Source organism: Devosia sp., from assembly GCF_034675085.1.
Taxonomy (GTDB): Bacteria; Pseudomonadota; Alphaproteobacteria; order Rhizobiales; family Devosiaceae; genus Devosia.
On sequence record NZ_JAUCDN010000168.1, the window covers coordinates 1 to 7294 of the forward strand.

A 7294-nucleotide genomic window follows, 5' to 3' on the forward strand; every position below is an offset into this window, starting at 1 on the left:
GTCGCGGTCACTATCGTTCCTCAATGGCTTTTATTGTTGCTGGTTTGCACCGGACGGCCCGCGATTTCAATCCGGCCCGCCTCCGTCACTGGCAAAAAACGCCGGCTTCGTCTAGCAAGCCCCCATGTCCAGCCTGTTTGAGATTGTCTGAGTCCCCGTCCGCTCCGGACGGGATGGAATGAACCGGCGGGCCCTTGCGCGTGATGCCAGCGGCCGGCCCCGTTTGTTCGCGGCCATGCCTGAGAGGCGGGCCGTTCCAGGACGATCCAGACATCATGAATATTTCCCGACCCGAGCGGCGCGTGCTCAACGCGCTGGCCCTTGGCGGCCGCATCCTTCTCCTGCGCGACGATGATGCGCGCATCATCGATATTGAATGCTACACCCGCGAAGGCTGGGTGATGCGCGATTGCAGCTTGGACATGTTCAAGCGCCTGCGTGCCCGCAAGCTGGTCGCCTCCAGCGGCGGCGGCCCCTATCGCATTACCCGGCTCGGCCTCGAAGCCTTGCGGACCTGAACGCAAAGGCCGCAGGATTTATAATCCCGCGGCCTTTATTCATCGGCGATTGCTGAAATTCAGTGCCGCGTCACCTCGCTCAGTGCGGCGGCGATATGCTCCCATTCCTGGGAAACGCTGGCGGTGGCGCGGCGCTTGCCGGCGCGGCGATACCAGTAATCGGCATTGCCCATGTCGGCCTCGATCCAGTGCATCAGCGCATGCACCCAGTCGAAGGCCTGCACGCCTTCCATGGCCTGCACGATCGCATGCGCGCGCTCCCATTCCGCGCCCACGCGCAGCCCGCCCTTCTTCAGCCACCACAGCGCCTGCAAGGGCTTGCTCATGTCCCTGGGCGGCTCCGACCAGTCCAGGGTCGTGAAGATATCGACGGCCATTGGCGAAATTCCTGTCGGACCGGACGCTGCCACCGGGCGCGTCACAACCAGCTTCAACTTGTGCATGGCCGGCACATAGTGCGGATCGGCGGCGCAATCAAGCGCCGCCACCCTCCGGCCATGCCGGCGCTCACCACCACGGCGTGGGGGTAAAATCGACATTGGCCGCCTTTTCGATCACCCCGGCGGCGGCGAACAGCGTCTCTTCGTCGAACGGCTTGCCGATCAGTTGCAGGCCCAGCGGCAGGCCGCGCCCGTCCCGGCCCGCCGGCAGGGCGATGCCCGGCAGGCCCGCCATGTTCACCGTCACCGTGAAGATGTCGTTGAGATACATCGCCACCGGGTCGGCCGCCAGCGCCTTGTCGCCGATGGCGAAGGCCGCCGAAGGCGTCGCCGGCGTCAGGATGGCGTCGATGCCGGTGTTGAAGGCATCCTCGAAATCCTTCTTTATGAGCGTGCGCACTTTCTGCGCCTTGACGTAATAGGCGTCATAATAGCCGGCGCTGAGCACATAGGTGCCGATCATCACCCGGCGCTTCACCTCGCGCCCGAAGCCGGCGGCGCGGCTCAGCTCATACATGTCGGTGATGTCCTTGCCGGTGACGCGCAGGCCATAGCGCACCCCGTCAAAGCGGGCCAGGTTCGACGAGGCTTCGGCGGGCGAAACCACATAATAGGCCGGCAGGGCATATTTGGTGTGCGGCAGGGAAATATCCCTGACCGTCGCGCCCTCGGCCTTGAGCCAGTCCAGCCCCTGGGCCCAGAGCTTTTCGATTTCGGCCGGCATGCCCTCGAGCCGGTATTCGCGCGGCACACCGATGGTCAGCCCCTTGACGCCCCGCGCCACCGCGGCGGCAAAATCAGGCACCGCCATGTCGACGCTGGTCGAATCCTTGGCATCGTACCCCGCCATGGAGCCCATCAGGATCGCCGCGTCTTCCACGCTGCGCGCGATCGGGCCCGCCTGGTCCAGCGAGGAGGCGTAGGCGACGATGCCCCAGCGCGAGCAGCGCCCATAGGTCGGCTTGACGCCCACCGTGCCGGTGAAGACCGCCGGCTGCCGGATCGAGCCGCCGGTGTCGGTTGCCGTCGCCGCCACGCAGAGCCGCGCCGCCACCGCCGCCGCCGAGCCGCCCGACGAGCCGCCCGGCACCAGTTTCTCCGTGCTGCCTTCGGCACGCAGCGGATTGACCACCGGCCCGTAATAGGAGGTCTCGTTGGACGAGCCCATGGCGAATTCGTCCATGTTGAGCTTGCCCAGCATCACCGCGCCGTCGCGCCAGAGATTGGCCGTCACGCTCGATTCATATTCGGGCTTGAACCCGTCGAGGATGTGGCTGGCCGCCTGCGTATGCACGCCCTTGGTGGCGAAAAGGTCCTTGATCCCCAGCGGAATGCCTTCCAGCGGCCCGCCAGCGCCCTGCGCCAGCTTCGCATCGCTGGCCTTGGCCATGGCGCGCGCCTGCTCGGGCGTCGTGGCCACATAGGCGTTGAGCGCGGGATTGGCCGCCTCGATGGCCCCGATATAGGCATCGGTCAGTTCCAGGGCGGAAAAACTCTTGTCCTTGAGGCCCTTGCGGGCGTCGGCCAGGCTGAGTTTGGTCAGGTCAGTCAAAGGGAATCTCGCTCAGATTGTCGCAGCGGTGATAAAGGGTGGCGGCGGACACGCCCTCCCCCTCGCCACTGTCGAAGACACCGGCCATGACCAGCGCATTCATATGCGCCGATACGACCTGGATGGTGGTTTCATCGTAAGGGGTGATCGAAAAACTGTCGGGATAGACTTCCCCCGGATGCTCGCAGATCGCATCGGCAAACAGGAAATTGCTGCCGCCCCGGCTTTTCAGATCGAAGAAATTGCAGTGGAACTCCATGGCCTGGATGCCATCGGTGAACGAGAGCACGCTGGCCATGGGGTCTTCAAAGGCCGCCAGCCCGTCCGCCTCCAGGCCAAGGCACAATTCGGGCGAGGAAGCGTAGAGCCGGCTCTGGTCGATGAGGAATTCCTGCCCCACCGCCGATCCGGCCGCAAGGCTCATGGCGAGCCCCACAAAAACTGCTTTCATCAAAAGCCCTCCTCGTGCCGTCGCCCTTATTCCACCACCTTGGGCACCATGAAGAAATTGTCTTCCGAAAGCGGCGCATTGGCCACGATGGCCTCGGGATAGCCGCCATCGCTCACCACGTCGTCGCGGCGGCGCAACTGCATCGGCGTCACCGAGGTCATCGGCGCTACGCCGGTGACATCGACTTCGTCCAATTGTTCAACAAAGCCCAATATGGCATTGAGCTCGTTCTGATATGAGGCAACCTCGTCTTCCTCGATCCGGATCCGGGCCAGCCGCCCGATCCGCTTGACGGTGTCGGCGTCGACACTCATGGCAAACTCCAGCAAACAATTGCGTCTTGGCGCGTTATTAGCAACGCCCCGCGCCAAATGACAATGGAAATGCAGCACCGGCCCCGCCGGGCCCGGTCCCGCCGCCTAGACTTCCACCGCCATGCCGCGCTCCAGCGCCACCAGCCCGGTCCCCTCCAGCGTGTCGCGCAACGCCGTAAAGGCAGCCTCCACCTCGGCTTCCGCGCCCGCCAGCGCCAAAAGCGCTCCGCCAGCATCGCCGCCCGCGCCGCCCGCCCATCCCCCGCAATCCCCACCACCGCCCGCTCCACCCAGCGGCCCAGCGCCGGCGCCGGGCCTTCGAGCACCAGCAGCGGCCTCTCCCCCTCGGCCGCGATCAGCAGCGCGCCCGCGCCCAGCGAAAAAACCTGCGCCGGTCCCGGCTCGGCCTCCGCGTCCAGCAGCCGCCCGGCCGGACGCGCCTTCCAGCTCCGCCCATCGGCCTCGGCTAAGGCCTCGCCCTCTTCCACCACCAGATCGGCCCCGCTCACCAGTTCCGCCCGGCTCACCCCCTCCGGCGCCGCCCCCGGCGCCACCACCACGATTCGCCCCCCCGCATGCACCCGAAAACTGCCATTTCCGAACCAGGTGAGTTTCATGCTGGGACCATACCGGGTTTGTGCCGGCAGCTAGCCGGCCTTGCGTTGCAGGCCCACCAGATAGCGCGTCGCCAGGGCGATCGCCGGCGGAATGGGCTTGTCCTTGCGGTAATCGGCCACCAGCCGTCTGGCAATCCCCAACCGCGCCGCCATGCCGTCGAGGCTGAGATTGAGGTCCTTCATTGCCTGCCGGAATTCGCTATTGGCCAGCGAACTCGGCGCCAATTGCTCGATCCATTCCGCCGAAAGCTCCTGCCCACCGTCCCAGATCAGGCAGTCGCCCCGGTCCCGCACCCGGAAGCGCCTGAACGCCTGCGGATCGTCGCGCAAGCCGATGAAATGGCGGTGGCTGAGTATGGCGGGGGCCAGGTCGATCACCTCTTCCCTGCCATCCTCCCATTCGATGCGCACGGCAAAATCCGCCTCCGGCCGGGCGTGCCGGATGCGCGGCAAAGGGGGCCCCGCCTCGATGAACTCGCTTTCAGCCATTGAACTTTGCCCACTCATCTTCCAAAAGCCTTCTATTGGCCGAAGCCCAGTCCCGAACCAGGCGATAGTCCGAACGCTTGAGCCGTCCGCGATAGAGTGACAGGTCATCTATCAGCATCATTGCCTCGCCATAGGGCGTAGAGATATGAAAATGGGGCGGCAGATGATCCCTCGGATAAAACCGTATTTGCAGGCTTCCGATTTCAGCCAAGGTCGGCATGTCACCCCCCAAATAGTGCACCACACGCACTATTTCAAGCTTGCAGACTTTTTGTGGGAATGTGATTCCGCAAAACACCTGATCCGAAATCTCGTATTGAACCGCATTCGATCCCTTTTTGTTCTAATTTGCAAGCCCAGATATTTGGAAATGACCGAAAACCCCCTCGCCGCGCTGCCTGCCTCGGGCAAGATTCTGGGGCTCGACCTGGGCACCAAGACCATCGGCGTCGCCGTTTCCGATTCGCTGCGCTATTCGGCCACCCCGCTCGAAACCATTAAGCGCACCAAATTCACCCAGGATGCCGAGCGCATCGAACAGTTGTTGGCCGAAAACCAGGCGGTGGCCATCGTTCTGGGCCTGCCGCTCAACATGGATGGCTCCGAGGGTCCGCGCGCCCAGTCGACCCGCGCCTTTGCCCGCAATCTGGGCCAGCGTATCCCCCAGCCCATCGCCTTCTGGGATGAGCGGCTTTCCACCTCCGCCGTCACCCGCATGATGATCGAGGCCGATCTGCGCCGCGACCGCCGCGACGAGGTGGTGGACAAGCTCGCCGCCAGCTACATCCTGCAAGGCGCGCTCGACCGGCTGCGGCGCTGATCCCTCCCCAATGTCATCCCGGCGCAGGCCGGGATCCAGGTCCGCATCTTGCCGCAACGCCGTGCCTGCGGATTGTCTGGAACAGAAATTCCGGCCCGCGCCGGAACGACACGATGTAAATTTCCGCCGGCGGGTTCTTGCCCCTTGCGCCCCCCTCCGCTAGACCGCAGCAAATATCACAGGATCGACGCGCATGGCCCAGGCTCCCGCCAGCACCACCTCCTCGTCCGGCGATTTTCCGCCGTTCAACCAGCGGCACCTGCTCTCCATCGCCGATCTTGAGCCCCATGAGATCATCGACCTGCTCGACCGCGCCGAGCGCATGGTCCCCGTTTCCCGCCAGGAGCGCAAATCCCACCCCACGCTGTCGGGCAAGACCCAGATCAACCTGTTCTTCGAGCCCTCCACCCGCACCCAGGGCTCGTTCGAGATCGCCGGCAAGCGCCTGGGCGCGCTGGTGATGAACATGTCGGTCAAGACCTCGTCGGTCAGCAAGGGCGAAACCCTGGTCGACACCGCCGCGACCCTCAACGCCATGCGCCCCGACGTCATCGTCGTGCGCCATTCGGCTGCGGGCGCGGTGGAGTTGCTCTCCCAGAAGGTCGGCTGCGCCGTGGTCAATGCCGGCGACGGCGCCCATGAGCATCCCACCCAGGCCCTGCTCGACGCGCTGACCATCCGCAATCACAAGGGCCGCATTTCCGGGCTCACCGTCGCCATCTGCGGCGACATCGCCAATTCCCGCGTCGTGCGCTCCAACCTGCTGCTGCTCGGCGCGCTCAATGTGCGCACCCGCGTCATCGCCCCGCGCAACCTGCTCCCCTCCGGCATCGAGCATCTCGCCACCGAGGTGTTCACCGACATGCGCGAGGGGCTGAAAGATGCCGATGTGGTGATGATGCTGCGCCTGCAGCACGAGCGCGCCAATGGCCGCATGATCCCGTCCGTGCGCGAATATTACCGCTTCTATGGACTCGACGCCGAAAAGCTCGGCTACGCCAAGCCCGACGCCATCGTCATGCATCCCGGCCCGATGAACCGGGGCGTCGAGATCGACCCCGCCATTGCCGATGGCCCGGCCTCGGTCATCACCGACCAGGTGGAAATGGGCGTCGCCGTGCGCATGGCCGTGCTCGATGCCCTGCTGCCCGCAAGGAGCACCCAATGACCCGCCCCGTGCTTATCGAAAACGCCCGCATCCTCGATCCGGCCTCCGGCACCGACCAGCCCGGCGCCGTGCTGCTGGCCGATGGCAAGATCGAGGATATCGCGCTGTCCGGCCCGGTCGGCGTGCCCGAGGGCGCCGAGGTCATCGACGCGCAGGGCCTGGTCCTTGCTCCGGGCCTCATCGACATGCGCGTCTTCACCGGCGAGCCCGGCAAGGAATATCGCGAAACCCTGCAATCGGCCGGCGAGGCCGCCGCCGCCGGTGGCGTCACCAGCTTCGTCATGATGCCCGATACCACCCCCGTGGTGGACGATGGCGCATTGGTCGATTTCCTCATCCGCCGCGCCGGGGCCACCAGCAAGGGCAATATCCTGCCCGCCGGCGCCATCACCAAGGGGCTGGAGGGCCAGGAGATCACCGAATTCGGCCTTCTGCGCGAGGCCGGCGCCGTCTGCCTCACCGATGGGCGCCGCTCCATCCAGTCCAGCGCGCTGTTGCGCACCGCCATGAGCTACGCCGCCAATTTCGGCCTGCCCTTCGTCCATCACCTGTCCGACAAGGGCCTCACCGGCGATGGCGTCATGAATGAGGGGCTTTTCGCCACCATTCTCGGGCTCAAGGGCATTCCGCGCGAGGCCGAGACCGTGCCGCTGGCCCGCGATCTGCAACTGGCCGCGCTCACCGGGGTGAACTATCACGCCGCCCAGATTTCCTGCGCCGCCTCGGTGGATATCCTCGCCGCCGCCAAAAAGCGTAACCGCAAGGTGACCGCTGGCGTCTCCATCAACAATCTGGCGCTCAACGAAAACGACATCGGCCGCTATCGCACCTTCTTCAAGCTGGCGACGCCCCTGCGCTCCGAGGATGACCGCCAGGCCGTCATCGAGGGCCTGCGCAGCGGCGTCATCGACACCATCCATTCCGA

General features: G+C 65.2%; 10 protein-coding genes. 4 read left to right on the forward strand and 6 right to left on the reverse strand.

The genetic code is table 11. The annotated features are described in order from the left end of the window. The first annotated feature begins 275 nt into the window (after positions 1-275). Complete coding sequence (locus VDP82_RS11405) at positions 276-518, forward strand: YjhX family toxin (protein ID WP_323014969.1); 243 nt, start codon at positions 276-278, stop codon at positions 516-518. Positions 519-577: 59 nt separating this feature from the next. On the opposite strand, the gene VDP82_RS11410 is transcribed toward VDP82_RS11405, so the two are convergent. From VDP82_RS11410 to VDP82_RS11435, 6 genes are all read right to left on the reverse strand, one after another. Next, positions 578-895, reverse strand: a complete 318-nt coding sequence (locus VDP82_RS11410; protein ID WP_323014970.1) for a hypothetical protein — start codon at positions 893-895, stop codon at positions 578-580. A 130-nt stretch (positions 896-1025) separates the two neighbouring features. Beyond that, complete coding sequence (gatA, locus tag VDP82_RS11415; protein WP_323014971.1) at positions 1026-2510, reverse strand: Asp-tRNA(Asn)/Glu-tRNA(Gln) amidotransferase subunit GatA; 1485 nt, start codon at positions 2508-2510, stop codon at positions 1026-1028. Then, the gene (locus tag VDP82_RS11420) at positions 2503-2961 is read right to left on the reverse strand and encodes a hypothetical protein (RefSeq protein WP_323014972.1); all 459 of its coding nucleotides are present in this window, start codon (positions 2959-2961) and stop codon (positions 2503-2505) included. The genes gatA and VDP82_RS11420 overlap by 8 nt, the downstream gene beginning before the upstream one ends. A gap of 26 nt (positions 2962-2987) precedes the next feature. Further along, the gene (gene gatC, locus VDP82_RS11425) at positions 2988-3275 is read right to left on the reverse strand and encodes an Asp-tRNA(Asn)/Glu-tRNA(Gln) amidotransferase subunit GatC (RefSeq protein ID WP_323014973.1); all 288 of its coding nucleotides are present in this window, start codon (positions 3273-3275) and stop codon (positions 2988-2990) included. Positions 3276-3922: 647 nt separating this feature from the next. After that, positions 3923-4381 (reverse strand): DUF2442 domain-containing protein, encoded by a 459-nt coding sequence (locus tag VDP82_RS11430; protein WP_323014974.1) that lies wholly within the window; start codon positions 4379-4381, stop codon positions 3923-3925. Beyond that, entirely contained in the window at positions 4374-4601 is a 228-nt protein-coding gene (locus tag VDP82_RS11435) for a DUF4160 domain-containing protein (RefSeq protein ID WP_323014975.1), read from the reverse strand. The genes VDP82_RS11430 and VDP82_RS11435 overlap by 8 nt, the downstream gene beginning before the upstream one ends. 150 nt (positions 4602-4751) lie before the next feature. Here VDP82_RS11435 and ruvX point away from each other — a divergent pair, with 150 nt between their 5' ends. The 3 genes from ruvX to VDP82_RS11450 form a co-directional block, all read left to right on the forward strand. Next, on the forward strand, positions 4752-5201 hold the full coding sequence (gene ruvX / locus VDP82_RS11440; RefSeq protein ID WP_323014976.1) for a Holliday junction resolvase RuvX: 450 nt from the start codon (positions 4752-4754) through the stop codon (positions 5199-5201). A gap of 193 nt (positions 5202-5394) precedes the next feature. Next, positions 5395-6369: an aspartate carbamoyltransferase catalytic subunit gene (locus VDP82_RS11445; RefSeq protein ID WP_323014977.1), complete on the forward strand. Its 975-nt coding sequence runs from the start codon at positions 5395-5397 to the stop codon at positions 6367-6369. Further along, positions 6366-7294, forward strand: a 929-nt coding sequence (locus VDP82_RS11450) for a dihydroorotase (RefSeq protein WP_323014978.1), incomplete at its 3' end; no start/stop codon positions are given. The genes VDP82_RS11445 and VDP82_RS11450, both read left to right, overlap by 4 nt.

Excerpts from the sequence above, each read along its gene's own strand:
- VDP82_RS11405 (WP_323014969.1), top strand. The coding sequence starts at position 276 with ATGAATATTTCCCGACCCGAGCGGCGCGTGCTCAACGCGCTGGCCCTT.
- VDP82_RS11410 (WP_323014970.1), bottom strand. The coding sequence starts at position 895 with ATGGCCGTCGATATCTTCACGACCCTGGACTGGTCGGAGCCGCCCAGG.
- VDP82_RS11420 (WP_323014972.1), bottom strand. The coding sequence starts at position 2,961 with ATGAAAGCAGTTTTTGTGGGGCTCGCCATGAGCCTTGCGGCCGGATCG.
- gatC (WP_323014973.1), bottom strand. The coding sequence starts at position 3,275 with ATGAGTGTCGACGCCGACACCGTCAAGCGGATCGGGCGGCTGGCCCGG.
- VDP82_RS11430 (WP_323014974.1), bottom strand. The coding sequence starts at position 4,381 with ATGGCTGAAAGCGAGTTCATCGAGGCGGGGCCCCCTTTGCCGCGCATC.
- VDP82_RS11435 (WP_323014975.1), bottom strand. The coding sequence starts at position 4,601 with ATGCCGACCTTGGCTGAAATCGGAAGCCTGCAAATACGGTTTTATCCG.
- ruvX (WP_323014976.1), top strand. The coding sequence starts at position 4,752 with ATGACCGAAAACCCCCTCGCCGCGCTGCCTGCCTCGGGCAAGATTCTG.
- VDP82_RS11445 (WP_323014977.1), top strand. The coding sequence starts at position 5,395 with ATGGCCCAGGCTCCCGCCAGCACCACCTCCTCGTCCGGCGATTTTCCG.